A 16,648-nucleotide genomic window follows, 5' to 3' on the forward strand; every position below is an offset into this window, starting at 1 on the left:
CATCGCGCGGCCACGATCCCCTCCCGGGCCAGTTGCCGCCAGATCTTGCGTACACCGTAGACGCAGAAGTTCGCCTCGAACACGAGCTGGATCTCGATCATCAACGCGGCGTCGCTGCGAACACGAACCGGTTGCTTCTCAGGATCGGCACGCCGGGCGGCATGCGCGTAGTAGGTCGACGGGGCAATCGGCAGCACCCTGCAGATCGGCTCGACCCCGTAGACTGCCCGATGATCGTCGATGAAGCTGATCATGGCCGCGACCGGCGGTCGAGCTCCGCCATGGCGAAATACGCCGACGCCTTGCGCAGAATCTCGTTGGCCTGGCGCAGCTCGCGAACCTATCGCTCGAGCGCCTTGATCCGCTCGCGCTCGTCCGTCGTCTGGCCGGGTCGCATACCTTGATCCCATTCAGACTGGCGCACCCAGTTCCGTAGCGTCTCGACCGAGCAGCCGATCTTGGCGGCTATCGACTGGATCGCCGACCACTGCGAGCCGTGCTCGCCCTCATGGTCGCGCACCATCCGCACCGCGCGCTCGCGCACCTCGGACGAAAAAGGGGCTGTTCGTTTCGTCATGGCTCCATCCTCTCAGAAGTTGGAGCCTCCGGGAAACCCGGGGCGGTTCAGATCGGTCTCCGGGACCAAGCTGGCTCTCACCCGTCCTGCCCGTCCTCCAGCAGGATCTCGCGCTTGCCGGCGTGGTTGGCGGAGCCGACGATGCCCTCGCGCTCCATCCGCTCCATCAGCGAGGCCGCCCGGTTGTAGCCGATCTGCAGCCGACGCTGGATGTAGCTGGTCGAGGCCTTCTTGTCGCGCAACACCACCGCCACCGCCTGGTCGTAGAGGTCGGCCGACGGGTCGCCGAAGCCGCCCTGGTCCATGACGGGCGCGTCCGCTTCCTCCTCGCCCTCCTCGGCGGTGACCGCCTCGAGGTAGGAGGGGCGGCCCTGGCGCTTGAGATGGGCCACCACCTGCTCGACCTCGTCGTCCGAGCAGAACGGCCCGTGCACCCGGGTCGTCCGCCCGCCGCCCGCCATGAACAGCATGTCGCCCTGGCCCAGCAGCTGCTCGGCGCCCATCTCGCCCAGGATCGTGCGCGAATCGATCTTCGATGTCACCTGGAACGAGATCCGGGTCGGGAAATTCGCCTTGATCGTTCCGGTGATCACGTCCACCGACGGGCGCTGCGTCGCCATGATCAGGTGCAGCCCGGCGGCCCGCGCCATCTGGGCGAGACGCTGGATCGCCCCCTCGATGTCCTTGCCCGCCACCATCATCAGGTCGGCCATCTCATCGACCACGATCACGATGTAGGGCAGGGGCGCGAGGTCCATCACCTCGTCCTCGTAGATCGCCTCGCCGGTCTCGCGGTCGAAGCCGGTCTGGACCGTGCGGGTGATCACCTCGCCCCGCGCGCGGGCCTCCGCCACCCGGGCGTTGAAGCCGTCGATGTTGCGGACCCCGAGCTTCGACATCTTCTTGTAGCGCTCCTCCATCTCGCGCACCGCCCATTTGAGGGCGACGACCGCCTTCTTCGGGTCGGTGACGACGGGGGAGAGCAGGTGCGGGATGCCGTCATAGACGGAGAGTTCCAGCATCTTGGGATCGACCATGATCAGGCGGCACTCTTCCGGGGTCATCCGGTAGAGCAGCGACAGGATCATGGTGTTGATGGCGACCGACTTGCCCGAGCCGGTGGTACCGGCGACGAGCAGGTGGGGCATGCGGGCGAGGTCGGCGATGATCGCCTCGCCGCCGATGTTCTTGCCGAGGCAGAGCGCGAGCTTCTGCTTGGTCTCGGCGAAGGCCGGCGAGGCCAGCAATTCGCGAAGGTAGACCGTCTCGCGCTTGGCGTTCGGCAACTCGATGCCGATGGCGTTGCGGCCCTGGACGACGGCGACGCGGGCGGAGATGGCGGACATCGAGCGGGCGATGTCGTCGGCGAGCGAGATGACGCGGCTCGACTTCGTGCCGGGCGCCGGCTCCAGCTCGTAGAGCGTCACCACCGGGCCCGGCCGCACCGCCAGGATCTCGCCGCGCACCCCGAAGTCCTCCAGCGTCGATTCGAGCAGGGTGGCGTTCTGCTCCAGGGCGTCGGTCGAGACCGCGGCGCTCGGGGCCGGGTGGCGCGGCTCGGCGAGCAGCGTCAGCGCGGGCATCTCGTAGGAGTCGGGCGCGGCCGGCGCGGGCGCGGGCGCGCGGCGGGTCTGGATCGGCGGGGGAGGGGGCGCGACGCGGCCGCGCGGGGCCTCCGCTTCGTCCTCGTCCGCGGAGTCGTCCTCGAACACCGGCTCGGCCCGGCGCGAACCCGCCTCGGCCCGGCGCGGCGGAGCCTCCGCGAAGACCGGCTCGCGGCGGCCGGCCTTCGCCGGACGCTCGGCGGCCCGCTCGGCCGCGGGCTCGTCCCAGGCCTCGTCCTCGCCGGGTTCGGCGAAGGCGCGGCGGGCGGCAAGCGCCGGCGAGTTGCCCGCATAGGGGTCGGCGGCGCCGTGACGCCAGGAGCCGTCGCGGATCGCGTCGATCTTCTGCGCCACGGCGCTCTTCGCGCTGATCGCCAGGTGGGCGAGTGCCCCGAGGGAGGCGAGGCCGAGCCCGGGCGATTCGTCGTCATGGGCCGGGCCCGCGCCGCGGCGGGGCTGCCGGTCGTCGTAGCGGCTCACCACGGGGGCGTAGGATTCGGCCTCGTCGTCGCCCTCCTCGTCCTCGATCAGGCCGAAGCCGCAGGCGCCGGTCAGGCTGACCACCGCGACCGCCGCGTAGAGGAAGCCCGCGAAGGCGCCGGCCGGGCCGGCGATCGCCTTGGCGGCGCCGAGCAGCGCATCGCCCGCGACCCCGCCGAGGCCGGTCGGCAGCGGCCAGCGCGCGGTCGGCGGCAGCGCGCTCGCCATGCCGCTCGCCGCGCCGAAGCCGATGATCCAGAGCACCAGCCGCAATTGCAGCCGCGCCAGCCGGTGGGTGCGCAACAGCCGCATGCCCCACACCGCCGGCGGCAGCGCGAAGGCGAGCGCGCCCAGGCCGAGGAGCTGCATGCCGAGATCCGACACCACCGCCCCGCCGAAGCCGAGCAGGTTGCGGGCGGAGCGCGAGGTGGCGTGGTTGAGGCTCGGGTCGTCGATCGACCAGGTCGCCAGGGCCACGGTGAAGCACGCCGCCCCGACGAGCAGGGCGAGGCCGGTGACTTCTGTCGCCCGCCGCGTCAGGAACGCGCGGAACGTGTCGATGAGGCCATCGTAGGGCGAGGCCGAGCGACGAAGCGAACGCATGCGGGGCTGGACCGGGTACGCGGAACTGGACCGTGAGGATGGGGCGATGCGGTTAATGGTGGTTTAAGGCTAACCGCGTCTTGCGGCATTGCGGGAGAGCGGCGGGACGGCGCTGGATCTGCTAAGGATTTTTGGTGGATGGCGGGTTCGGCCCGCCTGCTATGCGCGAGGCATGGATGTCCTCTCCCGTCCTACACCGTCCTGACTTATCCGGTCCCGACTTGCCGGATTCCGAGACCGTGCATGCGGCCCGGACCTTCCTGCGCCACATCGCTGGGCGCTATCCGGTGAAGGAGACCGTGCTGTTCGGAAGCCGCGCCCGCGGGACGCACGACGCCGATAGCGATGTCGACTTGGCGGTGATCCTGAACGGTCCGGCTGGCTGGCGCTATCCGATCGCGGGCGAGATGGCGGAGATCGCCTTCACGGTGATGCTGGAGACGGGGATTCTGGTTCAGGCGGTGCCGCTGTGGGAGGACGAGTTCGACCGGCCGGAGACGTTCAGTAATCCGGGATTGATCGCGGCGATCAAGCGGGACGGGGTTCGCCTGTGAGCAGATCTGCTACACCTGAACGGTATCTGGAGAAAGCCGAACAGGCGGCGCGTTCAGCCAGGATGCTCTTAATTGCAGGGGATCTGGATGGCGCTTGCAATCGTGCGTACTACGCGATGTTTGATGCTGCGCAGGCAGCTTTGATAGCGTGGAGCCAGTCTTCTGCCGGATCGGCCAGCAAAACACATCGCAGTCTGATTGCCGCTTTTGGGAGGGATCTTGTTCAGACTGGGCGTATCGATGCTGACTCCGGGCGCGCACTCAACCGCGTTCATGAGATAAGGCTGCTCGCGGACTACACTGATGAGCCTCCTGGTTTGGTCGAGGCAGAGTGGGCTGTCGCTCAAGCGGAGTTGTTGCTGACAGTACTGCGGATAAAGATAAGAATTTAGCGATAGCGAAAATTCTGACAATATGATCGAGCGGCCTATCCATCAAAAAGCCCCGGCGCAACCGCACCGGGGCTCTTCCACACGCTCTCCGATGAGAACCGGGACGTTTCCGCCCCGGCCCCAAAGTCTCAGTAGTTGTAAGCCCGCTCGCCGTGATCGGCGAGATCGAGGCCCTCGCGCTCCTCGTCCTGCGTCACGCGCAGGCCGACCACCACGTCGACGATCTTGTAGAGGATCGCCGAGCCGACGCCCGACCACAGGATGGTGAAGCCGACCGCCTTGGCCTGGGACAGGAAGGCCGGGCCGAACTCGTAGGCCGCGGCGACCAACTCGCCGGGCTTCGTCGCGTAGTCGGGGGCGCCGACGCCGCCCAAAGCCGGGTTGACCAGGATGCCGGTGGCGAGCGCGCCCAGGATGCCGCCGACGCAGTGCACGCCGAAGACGTCGAGCGAGTCGTCGTAGCCGAGCGCGTTCTTGACGGTCGAGCACATCACGAAGCAGACGGCGCCGGCGACGAGGCCGAGCACGATCGAGCCCATCGGGCCGGCGAAGCCGCAGGCCGGGGTGACGGCGACGAGGCCGGCGACCGCGCCAGACAGCATGCCGAGCAGCGAGGGCTTGCCCTTGGCGGCCCACTCGACGAGGAGCCAGGACAGGCCGGCCGCCGCCGTGGCCACGAAGGTGTTGATCATCGCGAGCGCCGCCGAGCCGTTGGCCTCGAGGTTGGAGCCGGCGTTGAAGCCGAACCAGCCGACCCAGAGCAGCGAGGCGCCGATCATCGTCATGGTGAGCGAGTGCGGGGCGAGCAGGTCGCGGCCGTAGCCGATGCGCTTGCCGATCATCAGGCAGCCGACGATGCCGGCGATGCCCGCGTTGATGTGCACCACGGTGCCGCCGGCGAAGTCGAGGGCGCCCCACTTGAACAGCAGGCCGGCATCGGCGTTGACGGCGTCGAGCGCGTCCTGGGCCGCCTTCTTCGAGGCCTCGTCGGTGGCCGCGGCCAACGCCTTGGCGGCGTTGCCGACCGCGTCGGGGCCGCCCCAGTACCAGACCATGTGCGCCATCGGGAAGTAGATGAAGATCAGCCACAGCAGGCAGAACAGCATCAGGGCCGAGAACTTCATGCGCTCGGCGAAGGCGCCGACGATCAGCGCCGGGGTGATCATCGCGAACGTCATCTGGAAGCAGATGTAGACGTATTCGGGGATGACGACGCCGTTCGAGAAGGTCGCCACGACCGAGTTGGCGTCGACGCCGCGCAGGAACGCCTTCGAGAAGCCGCCGACGAAGTCGTTGAGGCCGCCACCGTTGGTGAAGGCGAGGCTGTAGCCGAAGAACACCCAGACGATGCAGGCGAGGCTGACGATGGCGAAGACCTGGGTCAGCAGCGACAGCATGTTCTTGGTGCGGACCAGGCCGCCGTAGAACAGCGCCAGCCCGGGGATCGACATCATCAGCACCAGCGCCGACGAGATCAGCATCCAGGCGGTGTCGCCCTTGTTGGGCACCGGCGCCGCCGCCGCGGCCGGGGCGGCCTCGACGGTCGGCGTCTGCGCCAGGGACGGCTCCACCAGGACCAGCGCCAGCGCGGCGCCTCCCAGGCCGAGAGCCAGGACGTTGCGAAGCTTCATGGAAGAGGAACTCCCGATGGAATAAGGCAATGACGGGAATGAAGGGCGGCGGGGCACTGAATGAGGCCCCGCGCGGGTGGCGCCGTCAGAGGGCGTCGACGTCGGTCTCGCCGGTGCGGATGCGCACGGCCTTCTCGAGCGGCATCACGAAGATCTTGCCGTCGCCGATCTGGCCGGTGCGGGCGGCGGCCGCGATGGTGTCGACGACGTTCGAGACGAGGTCGACCGCCACCGCCACCTCGATCTTGAGCTTGGGCAGGAAGCTGACGGCGTACTCGGCCCCGCGATAGATCTCGGTATGCCCCTTCTGCCGGCCGTAGCCCTTCACTTCGGTCACGGTCAGGCCGTGCACGCCGATGCTGGTGAGGGCGTCGCGGACCTCCTCCAGCTTGAACGGCTTGATGATGGCCATGACGATCTTCATGGGACGAGCCCCCTTTCGATTTCGGCGACCCCGTGCCGGCTCTGAGCCGGGGCGAGGCGTGATCCGGCGCCGCGGCGAACCCATGGGCCCCGATGCCGGTCTCGAAAGGACATCAATCAAGGAACGTGCCAGAGCGCGGCAGCGGACCTACGGACAAGCTGCCCGGTTCCTGGGCCGATTGCGGATAATGAAGCCGCTCATGGCGGCAATGACGGTGAAAAAACCGCCATATGCCCAATCGGTAGGCGGGGAGGGCTCAGGCCTCAGGCTCCGGCGCCACCCGCTTCTCGCGGATCATGCCCTCCTGGGCGACCGAGGCCACGAGGGTGCCGTCCCGGGTGAAGATCAGCCCGCGGGAGACGCCGCAGCCGCCGGACGCGCTCGGGCTGTCCTGGGCGTAGAGCAGCCACTCGTCGGCCCGGAACGGCCGGTGGAACCACAGGGCGTGGTCGAGGCTCGCCGGCTGGATCTCGCTCTCGAACACCGTGCGGCCGTGCGGGATGAGCGAGGTGTCGAGCAGCGTCATGTCGGAGGCGTAGGCCAGCACCGCCTGGTGGATCGCCGGATCGTCCGGCAGGGGCGAGGTCGCCCGGATCCAGACGTGGAAGCGCGGCGGCCCGGGCGTGCGGGAGGCGTAGCGCTCGATCTCGACCGGGCGCAGCTCGATCGGCCGCTCGCTCTGGAAATAGGCCCGGACCGGCTCGGGCATCCGCGGCAGCATGGCGGCCTTGAGCGTGCCCTCGCCGGGCAGGTCCTCCGGCATCGGCACCGCCGGCATCTCGGCCTGATGGTCGAAGCCCGGCTCCTCGGCATGGTAGGAGGCCGACATCGAGAAGATCGGCCGGCCGTGCTGGATCGCCACCACCCGGCGGGTGGTGAAGCTGCGGCCGTCGCGGATGCGGTCGACCTCGTAGACGATCGGCACCTTCGGGTCGCCGCCGAGCAGGAAATAGGCGTGGAGCGAGTGCGGCCGGCGCTCCGGCGGCACGGTGCGGGTCGCCGCGACCAGGGCCTGGCCGATCACCTGGCCGCCATAGACCCGCTGCCAGCGGTCCTTGGGCGAGCGGCCCCGGAAGAGGTTCTCCTCCAGCTTTTCCAGGTCGAGGATGTCGAGGAGGTCGGCGACCGCGCGCACGGGACGGATTCCGGATCGAGGGAGGGGCGCGTAGCTGACGCAGGCCGAGGCGCGCCGTCAAGCGACGCCAACGGCCCGTACTCATGCTATGAGCCGTGCCGTTCGGACGAGCAGCGGGCGATGGTGGCATGGCGCAGGGTGGCGGCGTGAGCGGACGACGGGGGGCGGCGCGGGAGATCGTCGTCGCGGGCGGCGGGCTGCCGGGGCTGGCGCTGGCACTCGCCCTGCGGCAGGCGTTGGGCGAGAGCGTGCAGGTCACGGTCTGCGACCCGGCCTTCGGCCGGCCGGACGCCCCGCGGGACCTGCGCGCCTACGCGGTCGCGGCCGCGGCCCGGCGGATGCTGGAGCGCCTCGGCGTGTGGGACGCGGTGAGCCCGGGTGCCCAGCCGATCCGCGAGATGGTCGTCACCGACAGCCGCCTCGCCGACCCGGTGCGGCCGACCTTCCTGACCTTCGAGGGCGAGGTGGCCGAAGGCGAGCCCTTCGCCCACATGATCGAGGGCGGCGGCCTGCTCACGGCGTTGCGCGATGCCGCCGCGGCGGCGGGCGTGGTGCTGGAGGCGAGCCCCGTCCTCACCGCCGTGCCGGAGACCGACAGGATCACCGCGCGCCTGCCGGACGGACGCCGGATCCGCGCCGACCTCGTCGTGGCGGCGGACGGCGCCCGCTCGCGCCTGCGCGAGGCCGCCGGCATCGGCTGGGTCGGCTGGTCCTATCCCCAGTCGGGCATCGTCGCGACCGTGGCGCACGAGCGCGACCACGAGGGCCGGGCGATCGAGCACTTCCTGCCGTCCGGCCCCTTCGCGGTGCTGCCGCTGCCCCCCGGCGGGTCGCTCGGCCACCGCTCCTCGATCGTCTGGACCGAGCGGCAAGCCGAGGTGCCGGCCCTTCTCGGCGGCGGGCCCGAGGAGGCCCTGATCGAGGTCGAGCGCCGCTTCGGTCTCACCCTCGGCCGCATCGCGCTGGAATCACCCCTCAAGGCCTATCCGCTCTCCTTCGGCATCGCCCGGCGCTTCGGCGCGAAGCGGCTGATGCTGCTGGGGGATGCCGCCCACGTCATCCACCCGATCGCCGGCCAGGGCCTGAACCTGGGGCTGCGCAGCGCCGCCGCCCTGGCCGAGGCGCTGGCCGACACGATGCGCCTCGGCCTCGATCCGGGCGGGCCGGAGGCGCTGGAGACCTACGAGCGCAGCCGGCGCTTCGACACGCTGGCGATGGGAGCGGCCACCGACGGCCTCAACCGCCTGTTCTCGAACGACGCCCTGCCGGTCCGCCTCGCCCGCGACCTCGGCCTCGGCCTCGTCGACCGGCTGCCCGGCTTGAAGCGGCTGTTCATCCGCGAGGCGGCGGGGTTGCGGGGGCGCCAGCCGCGGTTGATGCGCGGCGAGGCGCTGTAGGCGGGACCGGCTGTCCCCCCTCGCCTCACGTGGCGACCATCGCGGGTTCCGCTTCGCGGGCTCGCGATCACGGGGCGCGTCAAGCCATGTTGCCCCACGTGCCGCCCGCGTTCGTCTTGAGCAGCGGCGACGCGCTTCCGATGAGCGCGAGTTCGTTCGCCATTCTCAGCAGGCTGGGGCCGACGCCGAGCATGCGCTCCTCCGTGAAGCGGGAGGACGGACCGGCGACGATCAGGGCGCCGGCCGCGGGCTCGCCCTTGCGCCGGACGACCGCGGCCATCGAGCTCATTCCGGGAGCGTACACGTCCCTGATCATGCTGAAGCCCCGCTTCCGGTGCTCGTGCAGCATCGCCAGGAGAGCGTCCACGGTGGTGGGCGCGTTCGGCCCGTAGCTCGCGGGATCGCCCAGGCCCTGATGCACCACGGCCTCGGTCGCCTGCTGGTCGCTCAGGGTCGCCAGCCAGGCATGGCCCGCCGCGCTGCAGGAGAGCGTCAGGTCGATGCCCATGTCGGGATCGTAGAGCAGCCCGACCTTCGACCCCACCGCCTTCGCGACGAGGGTCAGCCTGTTCCCGTCGAGGATGGCAAGACGGACGAGCTCCTCCGTCTCCCTCGCCAATCGGTTCATGACCGGCTGCGCGATGTCGATGATGCCGGACTTGCTCAGGAAGCTCATTCCCATCGAGGAGAGCTTCGTGGTCAGCGCGTACTCGCCGCGCTGCACGAGCCGCACGTAACCGTACTTCATCAGCTCGTTCAGCGTGCGATGGCACCCGCTCCGGATCTGGTTGAGGTCGGTCGCGATCGACACGAGCGGTGCGCCGTGCGGGCGGGCCGCCAGGTATTCCAGGATGGCGAGCGCCTTCTCCATCGATCCACTCATCCCGGCATCCCGTTTTTCACGCAGTCTTTCAAAATTTGAAAGATAGTCAAAAAACGTTGCGGCGTCGATCCGTGGCGATACGACAGGAGTGCTCAGATCGCGGGCAGCGACGGCTCGATACGGGAGGAGGACGACGATGGGGACCACCCTCATTCGGCGCAGGCAGGCGCTGGCCATGATCGCGGCCGTACCGCTGGTCACCGCACCCTTCGTCCGCCGCGCCGCCGCGGCCGAGTTCAGCCTCAAGATCGCGCATCCGCTGGCCGCGGCGCATCCGACGAACATCCGTCTCCTGGAGGCCGCCGACACGATCCAGAAGGACACCGACGGACGGGTCGAGCTGCGCATCTTTCCGAACGGCCAGCTCGGCGGCGAGGCGGACACGCTCAGCCAGCTCCGGTCGGGCGCCGTCGAGGGCTACGTCATCGGCGGCCTCGTCGTCTCGACGGTCGTGCCCGCGGCGGCCCTGGACGGAACCGGCTTCGCCTTCTCCGACGCCTCGAAGGTCTGGCCGGCCATGGACGGCAAGCTCGGCGCCTACATCCGGGACGCTTTCGCGAAGAGCAACCTGTATGCCGCCCGCACGTCGTGGGATCTCGGCTTCCGGGAGATCACCACATCGGTGAAGCCGATCAGGACGGTGGCCGATCTGAGCGGGCTGAAGATCCGCGTTCCCAGCGCGGCGGCCTATACCAGCCTGTTCCGGGCGCTGGACGCGGCGCCGACCAGCGTGCAGTTCACCGACGTCTACCCCGCCTTGCAGACCCGGATCGTCGATGCCCAGGAAAACCCTCTCAGCCTGATTGTGACCTCGCGCTTCCACGAGGTTCAGAAATTCTGCTCGTTGAGCAATCACATCTGGCAGGGCAACTGGGTCCTGTTCAACGGCCGGGTCTGGAAGAGCATCCCGGAGAAACTGCAGGACATCGTCGAAGATCGGTTGAACCAGGCGGGGCGGGCTCAGCGCGCCGATCTCGCCGGCCTGGAGCAGAGCTATCGCGACACGATGATGAAAAGCGGAATCGCGTTCAACGATGTCGATGCCGACTCGTTCAGGGCGAAGCTGAGATCGTCCGGCTACTACACGGAGGTGCGTCGCAAGTTCGGCGACCAGGCCTTTCAGATCCTGGAGGAGGCAGCGGGTGCGTCCTTCGGGTGAGCCGTGATCCTGGCGGTGCCGTGATCTGGCGGCTCGGCGACCGCGTGCCGCGCTGCCATCCGATATCCCGCGAAGATGAGAGGCAAGCATGTCTTTACTGGGCCGAGCCGCCGTCGCGATGTGGTGGAGCATCAAGTCGGAGAGGCGCGCCGAGTTCGGCGACTGGCACTCTCACGAGCACTTCCCGGAGCGGCTGAGCATTCCCGGCTTCCTGCGCGGGTCGCGCTGGACGAGCACGCTCGAGGCAGACGATTTCTTCGTGCTCTACGAACTCGACGCGTACGAGACGCTCACCTCGACGGGATACCTGGACCGGCTCAACGCGCCCACACCCTGGTCGACGACGATGATGCCCCATCATCTCGGCATGGTGCGCAGCCAGTGCCGCGTCGAGGCGAGCTTCGGCGGCGGCGTGGCCACCTCGCTCGCCACGGTGCGGCTGTCGCCCGGTCGCGAGGACCGGTCGGCGTTGCGGGACCGGATCGTCGGCACCCTCGCGGAGCTGGCTGCCGAGCCGGGCCTGACCGGCGCGCATCTGCTGGTGACGGACACGCCCCGGACCAGCGCGCCGACGCGGGAGCAGGAAATCCGCGGTTCCGACGGCACGGCCGACTGGGTCGTGATCCTCTCGGGCTACGATCCGGAGATCGTGCAGGCCCGCGTGCGACAGCACCTTTCGGCGGATGCCCTTCCGGGCCTGCACGAGGACGGCGCGATCGTCATCGGGCACCACAGGTTGTCGTTTTGCATGACGCCCGCGGATCTCGGCAAGCCATAGATCGCGGTGCGCGCCCGAGCGGGCTTCCCCGCCCCCGTCGCGAAGCACCGGTGAGGATCAGGCTTCGCACGGCGGCGATCGTCTCACCGCAGATCCGCCACGTGCCGCACGGCGAAATGCGTCAGCTCCGTCAAGGTCGCCACCCCGAGCCGCTGCCGCAGGGCCGCGCAGGCATTCGTCACCGTCTTGTAGCTGACCGACAGGTCCTCGGCGATCGCCGCGTAGCCCCGGCCCTCCGCCAGCAGGGCCAGGATGCGGCGCTCGCGCGGGCTCAAGGTCCCGAGCAGGGAGCGGCGCGGATCGGCCTGGAGCAGGGCGACCTCGGTAGCGAGGCGCCCGTCGAGATAGGGCCGCCCGGCCCGGACCTGCTCGTAGGCCCGCACCAGGTCGCCGGCCGGCGCGTCCTTGAGGACGTAGCCGACGGCGCCGGCGGCCAGCGCCCGGGCGACGATCGCCGGGTCGGCGTGCATGCTGAACACCAGCACCCGGGTGGCGGGCGCGCGCCTGCGCACCCGGCCGATCAGCGCGAGGCCGGCCAGATCCCGGCCCGGCAAGTCCCGGCCGGGAAAGGCGAGGTCGATCACCGCCACCTCGGGCCGGTGGCGCAGGATGGCGCGGTAGCCCTCCGGCAGGCCGGCGGCGCCGCGCACCTCGGCGCCCGCATCCTCCAGCAGGCGCCGGGCGCCCTGGAGCACGATCGGGTGATCGTCGACGACGACGACGCGGGTCACGGGGCCTCCTCCTCTGGCGTCCCGGTCGGGAGCACGATCCGCAGCGACGTGCCCGGCTCGCGCGGCACCAGGGCGAGCCGGCCGCCCAGGCCCTCGACCCGCTCGCGCATCCCGGCTAACCCCCGTCCCTCGCCCCGGTCACCGGTCAGGCCGGTCCCGTCGTCGTCGACGGCGAGGTGCAGGCTGCCCTCCCGCTCGGCGACCTCCACCATCACCCGCGATGCGCCGGCATGGCGGAGCGCGTTGGTCAGCCCCTCCTGCACGCAGCGATAGACGGTGAGGTCGACGAGGTCGCCGTAGCCGGCTCTCAGGCCCGCGACGTGCCCCTCGACCGCGGTCTCGGGATGGTGCCGGGCCGCTTCGCGCACCAGGAGTTCGAGGCAGCGGCTCAGGGGCACCTGGCCGAGGCCGGCCGGGCGCAGGCGGTTGAGCAGGGCCCGGTTGATCGTCTGCACCCGCGTGACGATCGCCGCGATGTCGTCGGTGCGCTGGGTCAGGCGGGTGCGGGCGGGCTCGTCGAGGGTCGCGGCGATGCGGGCGATCGAGGAGGAATTGGCCTCCAGCCCGAACAGGCACGGGCCGAACTCGTCGTGGAGCTCGAGCGCCGTGCGCCGGCGCTCGTCCTCCTCGGCGGTGAGAAGGCGGCGGGTGAGCCGCAGGTTGGCGGCGCGCGCGCTGCCCAGCGCCTCGGCGAGGCGGTTGAACCGGGTCGCGATCACCGCGAGCTCGCGGGTGTCGGGCCGGTCCACGCGCGCGTCGTAATCCTGCTGCTCCAGCCGGGTCAGCCCGGCGGCGAGCTGGGCGAGCGGGCTCAGGATCCGCCCGAAGGCGAGGAACAGGATCGCCAGCATGGCGAGGCTTAAGGAAAGGCCGGTGAGGCCGAGCGCCAGGGCGTAGCCCCAGACCTCGTCGATCTCGTCCGAGGGTTCGGCGGTGACGAGCGCCGTGCCGATGCGCTCACCCCGCAGCACCAGCGGCACCTCGTGGCGATGCGCCGGCGGCGCGATCACCTGAGCGAACCAGCGGGGCGCCCGCCGCGTGCCCTCCCGCGGCGTCCCTCCCTCGGTCGGCCGGCTGGCGGCGTCGATGAGCGTCACCCGGACGTGGCGCAGGCCCTGGAAGCGGAGGGCGAGGGTGCGGAACAGGCCGGACAGGGGTGCGTCCTGCAGCGCCTGCAGGGTCTCGGCCACCAGCGGCTCGACCACCGCCATCGAGGCCGCGGTCTCGACCTCGGTAGCGGTGCGCGCCTTATGGATGATGACCGCGCCCGAGATCGCCGCCGCCACGAGGTTGATGAGGACGACGACCACCATCAGCCGCGCCCGCATCGGGCGGCCGGACCAGAGCGCGGGCAGGAGGCGGGGCGGGGGGGCGGGGGACGGTGGAGGGGTCGGGCGCAACGGGGTCTCGGGGGAATTCCGCGATGGGCAGGCTGCGCGGTAAGGAGAAGGCGCGTCTCCCCTCTCCCGTGTGGGAGAGGGGCCGGGGGTGAGGGTGGCTCGGCTGCCGGATATGTCGCTACGCGTCGAGCTGCGCAGCTCGACGGGTCAGGATCATTGCGGAAGCCGAGCCACCCTGCGCGATCTTCGATCGCCCCTACCCCTCTCCCAAACGGGAGAGGGGATCCCGAGCTCTTCCGATCACGTCGATGATCCGGACAGCCGCCTCATGACACGAGCCCCGCGGCAGCCCCTGTGTCAATCAAGCTGCCTACCACGTCATCCGCACGCCGCCATAGACCGAGAGCGGCTGCACCAGGGTGGTGGTGCGGGGATCGTTCAGCACGTAGCGGCCGGCGAAGTTGTCGTCGCGCTCCAGGAAGGTGCCGAAATTGGCGTAGCGGTTGTTGAACAGGTTGGTCACCAGGCCGAAGATCTGCACGGTCGGCGTCAGCTGGAAACTGGTGTTGAGGTTGGCGGTGAAGTAGGCCGGCAGCTTGCGGTTGAGGTTCGACTCGTCGCCGCGGAAATAGGACGACGAGAACGCCTGCATGTTCATGCCGAAGCGCCATTGCGGGGTGATGGCGTAGTCGAAGCCGGCCTTGATCTGGTGGTCGGGGACCAGCGGCACCTTGTTGCCCGGGCGCACGCTGATGAGCCCGTCATCGGCGAGCGGGTTGTTGGGCGAGGACAGGTCGCCGCGGAACTGGAAGGTGGCGTCGATCAGCGCGTAGTTGGCGTAGAGGCTCAGGCGCCCGGTCGTGTACGCGGCCGCGACCTCGATGCCCTGGCGCTGCGTCGCCGGCACGTTGATGAAGTAGCCGCGCGCGGCGTTGCCCGGCACCGCGACCTGGAGGATGTCGTTGGTGAGGTCGGTGCGGAAGGCGCCGAGCTTGTAGGTGAGGAGGCCGCCCTCGTAGAAGTTCGGCACCGAACCGCGGATGCCGACCTCGTAGGTGCGGGCCTCGACCTGGCGCAGCGGCGGATCGGCGACCAGCGAGTTCGGCAGCAGGCAGGGCCGGTCCGGGTTGGCGCAGGCGAGTTCGAGCGGCGTCGGCGCCCGGTTCGACTCGGAATAGCCGCCATAGACGCTCAGCCAGTCGGTGACCCGGTAGGTCAGGCCGGCGACCGGGTTGATCCGGCTGAAGTAATGCGTGCCGGTGACGTCGGGCGAGAAGCCGGTGAGGTCCTGGGTACTGATCCGGGCGAAGTTCAGCCGCGCCCCGGCGGTGAGCGAGAGCCGGTCGGTGACGTCGAAGGTATCGAGGGCGTAGAGGCCCATATAGAGGTTCGAGCCCGTGACCTGGCTCGGTGCGATGCCGAGTGCCGCCGCCGTGCGGATCGGTCCGGTGCCGAGGCCCGGGATGTTGCCGTGGGTCGGGTTGAGCGGATCCGTCGTGACGCTCAGGTCGGGGTTGATCACGCCGAGCGTGCTCGACGACTTGAAGCCGTAATTCGCGACGTCGATGCTGCCGCCGACGATGAAGGTGTTCGGCCGGTCGAAGATCCGGTCGCGGTTGGTGGCCTGGAGCGTGCCGCCGTAGCCGGTCGCCTCGGTCCGCACGGTGTCGATCGTGCCGTAGGGCACGCCGGCCCGGAACGGGATCTGCTGGTTCTGGGGCCCCAGGATCAGGAACTGGTTGCGGAACTGCGCCTGGGTCTGGCCGGGCGCGGCCGAGAACCCGTCATCCTCGAAGCACAGGAAGCCGCGGAAGTTCGAGCGGGTCGAGCAATTCTCGAAATTGCCGTCGTTGCCGTCGATCACGTACTGGCTGAGGCGGCGGACATAGGCGTTGCCCGACAAGTCCCAGGTCGGGGAGATGTTGACCTTGCCGGTGACCTGGATCTGGCCGACCGCGGTGTCGATCGATTGCGGGTAGGTGAAGATCGCCCGCTGGTCGGTGCGGGTGAAGTCCACCGGCGAGGCGGCGGCGGCGCCGAAATAGGTCTTGGCGCCGGACGCGATGATGTGGAACTCAGAATCGAGGGTGCGGTGGCCGAGGTCGGCGTAGACCCGGCCGATCTCCGAGGGCGACTGGTAGCGCCAGCCGGCATCGCGCAGGCCCTCGCCGGCGAAGTAGAAGCTCCAGGGGCCGATCACCTCGCCGTATTGCAAGGTGCCCAGGATGCGGCCGTCCGAGCCGCCCATCACCGAGACTTCCTTGCCCTGCCAGGTGAAGCCGTTCTTCATCTCGATGTTGACCGCGCCGCCGAGCGCGTTGAGGCCGAAGATCGGGTTGCCGGTGACGATGTCGATGCGGTTGATCGCGACCTGGGGGATCAGGTCCCAGTTCACCACGTCGCCGAAGGCCTCGTTGATGCGGGTGCCGTTCTGGTAGACGGCGAGGCCCTGCGGCGCGCCGAGCAGCGGCGAGGCGTCGAAGCCGCGATAGGTCAGGGTCTGGCGGAAGCTGCTGCCCTGGCCGTCGGACAGGTTCACGCCCGGGGTGGTGCGGGCCAGCGTGAAGGTCGGGTCGAGGGTGGCGCGGTCCTGCTCGAATTGCCGCGCCGTCACGGTCTCGACGGTGAACGGCACCTTGGCGAGCGGCAGGGCGCCGCCGCCCTCGATCCGCTCGCCGGTCGCGGGCCCGCTGCGCGTGCCGGCCGCGCCGCCGACCGGCGTCACCGGCACGACGTCGATCGTCTCGAGGGCGATGGTGCCCTGCGCCACTGCCGGCGCGATCAGCGCGGCCGAGACGAGAGCAGTCGTGACCAGAAATCCCCAGCGCGACGCCGTCATGCCCGACACACTCCCCCACTCGACTCTTCTTGGCGCTGCGTGGCGCCGCCCTCGGGAGCAGAGATAGCGAGCTTCACCGTTCTGCCGCAATCCCGCCGGACGGGGCATTGCACGTTCCGGT

Annotated in this window: 12 protein-coding genes, 1 pseudogene and 1 other annotated feature; of the genes and pseudogenes, 4 read left to right on the forward strand and 9 right to left on the reverse strand. The window is 69.8% G+C overall.

The window, feature by feature from the left end; translation table 11 throughout:
- Together BM430_RS06475 and BM430_RS06480 are read right to left on the reverse strand one after the other, a co-directional pair.
- A pseudogene (locus BM430_RS06475) lies at nucleotides 1–577 on the reverse strand (transposase); the annotation flags it as partial.
- Nucleotides 180–296: a sequence feature (AL1L pseudoknot), on the reverse strand. Its footprint overlaps the pseudogene before it by 117 nt.
- Before the next feature lie 77 nt (nucleotides 578–654).
- On the reverse strand, nucleotides 655–3,264 hold the full coding sequence (locus tag BM430_RS06480) for a DNA translocase FtsK (protein ID WP_093566438.1): 2,610 nt from the start codon (nucleotides 3,262–3,264) through the stop codon (nucleotides 655–657).
- A 176-nt stretch (nucleotides 3,265–3,440) separates the two neighbouring features.
- On the opposite strand from BM430_RS06480, the gene BM430_RS06485 reads away from it, so the two are divergent.
- On the forward strand, nucleotides 3,441–3,818 hold the full coding sequence (locus tag BM430_RS06485; protein ID WP_093566654.1) for a nucleotidyltransferase family protein: 378 nt from the start codon (nucleotides 3,441–3,443) through the stop codon (nucleotides 3,816–3,818).
- A gap of 520 nt (nucleotides 3,819–4,338) precedes the next feature.
- Here the strand turns inward: BM430_RS06485 and BM430_RS06495 are convergent.
- The 3 genes from BM430_RS06495 to tesB all read right to left on the reverse strand — a co-directional run bounded on the left by BM430_RS06495 (nucleotide 4,339) and on the right by tesB (nucleotide 7,400).
- Nucleotides 4,339–5,841, reverse strand: a complete 1,503-nt coding sequence (locus BM430_RS06495; RefSeq protein ID WP_093566440.1) for an ammonium transporter — start codon at nucleotides 5,839–5,841, stop codon at nucleotides 4,339–4,341.
- 85 nt (nucleotides 5,842–5,926) lie between these two features.
- Nucleotides 5,927–6,265, reverse strand: coding sequence for a P-II family nitrogen regulator (locus BM430_RS06500; protein WP_048450383.1), 339 nt, complete (start codon nucleotides 6,263–6,265; stop codon nucleotides 5,927–5,929).
- 256 nt (nucleotides 6,266–6,521) lie between these two features.
- Entirely contained in the window at nucleotides 6,522–7,400 is an 879-nt protein-coding gene (tesB, locus tag BM430_RS06505; RefSeq protein ID WP_093566441.1) for an acyl-CoA thioesterase II, read from the reverse strand.
- A 128-nt stretch (nucleotides 7,401–7,528) separates the two neighbouring features.
- Between tesB and BM430_RS06510 the strand changes: the two genes are divergently transcribed.
- Entirely contained in the window at nucleotides 7,529–8,797 is a 1,269-nt protein-coding gene (locus BM430_RS06510) for an FAD-dependent monooxygenase (RefSeq protein ID WP_093566442.1), read from the forward strand.
- A gap of 79 nt (nucleotides 8,798–8,876) precedes the next feature.
- On the opposite strand, the gene BM430_RS06515 is transcribed toward BM430_RS06510, so the two are convergent.
- On the reverse strand, nucleotides 8,877–9,668 hold the full coding sequence (locus BM430_RS06515; RefSeq protein ID WP_210188420.1) for an IclR family transcriptional regulator: 792 nt from the start codon (nucleotides 9,666–9,668) through the stop codon (nucleotides 8,877–8,879).
- Between the two features lie 148 nt (nucleotides 9,669–9,816).
- On the opposite strand from BM430_RS06515, the gene BM430_RS06520 reads away from it, so the two are divergent.
- Both BM430_RS06520 and BM430_RS06525 read left to right on the forward strand, forming a co-directional pair.
- Nucleotides 9,817–10,839: a TRAP transporter substrate-binding protein gene (locus BM430_RS06520; RefSeq protein ID WP_093566444.1), complete on the forward strand. Its 1,023-nt coding sequence runs from the start codon at nucleotides 9,817–9,819 to the stop codon at nucleotides 10,837–10,839.
- Nucleotides 10,840–10,927: 88 nt separating this feature from the next.
- Nucleotides 10,928–11,617, forward strand: coding sequence for a hypothetical protein (locus tag BM430_RS06525; protein WP_093566445.1), 690 nt, complete (start codon nucleotides 10,928–10,930; stop codon nucleotides 11,615–11,617).
- Between the two features lie 83 nt (nucleotides 11,618–11,700).
- Here BM430_RS06525 and BM430_RS06530 read toward each other — a convergent pair whose 3' ends face one another.
- The 3 genes from BM430_RS06530 to BM430_RS06540 form a co-directional block, all read right to left on the reverse strand.
- Nucleotides 11,701–12,348: a response regulator gene (locus tag BM430_RS06530; protein WP_093566446.1), complete on the reverse strand. Its 648-nt coding sequence runs from the start codon at nucleotides 12,346–12,348 to the stop codon at nucleotides 11,701–11,703.
- Entirely contained in the window at nucleotides 12,345–13,748 is a 1,404-nt protein-coding gene (locus BM430_RS06535; RefSeq protein ID WP_244539351.1) for an ATP-binding protein, read from the reverse strand. Before BM430_RS06535 ends, BM430_RS06530 begins: the two co-directional genes overlap by 4 nt.
- A gap of 310 nt (nucleotides 13,749–14,058) precedes the next feature.
- Complete coding sequence (locus BM430_RS06540) at nucleotides 14,059–16,527, reverse strand: TonB-dependent receptor (protein ID WP_093566448.1); 2,469 nt, start codon at nucleotides 16,525–16,527, stop codon at nucleotides 14,059–14,061.
- Between the last annotated feature and the right edge of the window lie 121 nt (nucleotides 16,528–16,648).

It is taken from the genome of Methylobacterium sp. 174MFSha1.1 (assembly GCF_900116815.1).
In the GTDB taxonomy this organism is placed as follows: Bacteria; Pseudomonadota; Alphaproteobacteria; order Rhizobiales; family Beijerinckiaceae; genus Methylobacterium.

Coding starts and splice junctions, on each gene's coding strand:
- BM430_RS06485 (WP_093566654.1), top strand. CDS start 3,441: ATGTCCTCTCCCGTCCTACACCGTCCTGACTTATCCGGTCCCGACTTG.
- BM430_RS06520 (WP_093566444.1), top strand. CDS start 9,817: ATGGGGACCACCCTCATTCGGCGCAGGCAGGCGCTGGCCATGATCGCG.
- BM430_RS06540 (WP_093566448.1), bottom strand. CDS start 16,527: ATGACGGCGTCGCGCTGGGGATTTCTGGTCACGACTGCTCTCGTCTCG.
- BM430_RS06480 (WP_093566438.1), bottom strand. CDS start 3,264: ATGCGTTCGCTTCGTCGCTCGGCCTCGCCCTACGATGGCCTCATCGAC.
- BM430_RS06500 (WP_048450383.1), bottom strand. CDS start 6,265: ATGAAGATCGTCATGGCCATCATCAAGCCGTTCAAGCTGGAGGAGGTC.
- BM430_RS06510 (WP_093566442.1), top strand. CDS start 7,529: ATGGCGCAGGGTGGCGGCGTGAGCGGACGACGGGGGGCGGCGCGGGAG.
- BM430_RS06515 (WP_210188420.1), bottom strand. CDS start 9,668: ATGGAGAAGGCGCTCGCCATCCTGGAATACCTGGCGGCCCGCCCGCAC.
- BM430_RS06525 (WP_093566445.1), top strand. CDS start 10,928: ATGTCTTTACTGGGCCGAGCCGCCGTCGCGATGTGGTGGAGCATCAAG.
- BM430_RS06495 (WP_093566440.1), bottom strand. CDS start 5,841: ATGAAGCTTCGCAACGTCCTGGCTCTCGGCCTGGGAGGCGCCGCGCTG.